General features: G+C 51.7%; 1 protein-coding gene. It reads right to left on the reverse strand.

Features of this window, described 5'->3' with window-relative positions; translation table 11 throughout:
- Positions 1-716: 716 nt before the first annotated feature.
- Positions 717-1,589, reverse strand: an 873-nt coding sequence (locus ZBI01S_RS10045; RefSeq protein ID WP_222822396.1) for a hypothetical protein, incomplete at its 5' end; no start/stop codon positions are given.

Here is a 1,589-nt window from a genome sequence, read left to right on the forward strand (position 1 = left end):
CCTACCGCGCCGCGCTCGCGCGTTAACGCTAATGCGAAGAAGACGAGGAGTACTGGCTAGAGCTTGTCGCCTAAACCATAGGGCGGCTCGGGTATGAAACAAGGGCTCGTGACATTCACTGCGAGCAATGTTGATTGGTTTTGATCAGTGACCGTCACTGAAATGAGAATGACGAACTCATCTTGCGTCCGCCACTCTTTGAAATCAGGGGCGTGTTCATGTGTATAGATGACGCGTTCCCATCCGTATGACTCGCCTAGCTTGTTATCGAGCTCAGCACGAGCGTTTTCTCCTGCTGGTCCAGGCGTCAGCACAATTGTGAAGGTGTCCGAGTAGTGCACAGGTTCAGCCGTTGAATCGGATGGCTGCGGCCCTGAATAGGGCACGCAGGGGGACAATGAACGTTTATTCTCTCCAATTTTGGGGAGCTTGCTTGTACTCGTGTCTATTGCCGAACTAGGGATAAGCGATAGCACTTGTTGTTGGATCTCAAGGTTTCGCGCACGTTGAGTTGTTGCGGATTCTGTTGGGTACGGGGTGCTTGGTCCAACTCTTACTGGGGGTGCGCTGGCGCACCCTGCGAGAGTCATTACGGCAACGGTAAGGAAAGTGCTGATCCTTAACGGTTTCTGACAGTCTAGTTTCATCTGATTAATCAATGATCTCGTCGACAATTGCTGCGACTCCCGCACGGTTCTCGTCTAAGCCTTTGGCGATCAGTGCGTGGTCTTGTCCGCCGTCACCGCTAGGAGAAGGGATGTATACCTTCTCAAAGGCTTCGAGGGAGTTTGGTGTTCGAACGCCGAATGTGTCGAGGTTATTAATTGCGTCGTGGGAGTACTGGATGGCGTGTACTCGGCGTTTGGGTCTGGTATCCATGAGTATCCAACGTAAGAGCCTCCGATAGAGATGGACTCGTCCGTTACGTGCCCCTTGGATTCGGAGATAGCGAACTTTGATTCGCCAGCACTATATCCGATACCGACATGCTCTGTGTTTGCGCCATAGTCTTCCAGCCGAATGTTGTTTGCCAAGTCTTGAATTTTTTCGGCTCGCTCGGCCATTTCTGCCTCGCTCCCATTGAACCCTTCGCCCAACCATGTTGACCAAGGGCCATCCATGGCTGTGAAAACTACGCCAGATCGGCCACGTTCTGATAATTCGGTAACAATGGCATCGCTAATGCCGGTCAAGCTATTTGCAAACGATGTCATGTCTGTGCCTGTGCCGGGTGCGAAGATAATCGCATGGTCGGGAGGAGTTGTTAAGTCTCCGTTAGCCATGATTATTCGATCGTTATCGGGGTCAAAAAGTATGGCTTGATCCCCACTGGTTATATTCGTGGCAACTTGCAGATTGGCGCGAATTTCGTATAAGGATTCCAGTCGCTTTAGTTCTGCGGTCGACAGCTTCTCTGTTTGGGGTATGTGTTCGTACGGATTTAGTTGACTTATACCATTGGCCTTTTGGGCTTCAAGACGGCGGATTTGTTCGTCTAGGTCAGGGTGCTCGCGATGAATCCGGTCGATATACGTTTCCGCGGTGTATTTGTTGGCTCGGGTGCGAACCGCTCGACGAACTGCGGGTCC

This window comes from [Zimmermannella] bifida NBRC 103089, assembly GCF_001570925.1.
Classification (GTDB): domain Bacteria; phylum Actinomycetota; class Actinomycetes; order Actinomycetales; family Microbacteriaceae; genus Gulosibacter; species Gulosibacter bifidus.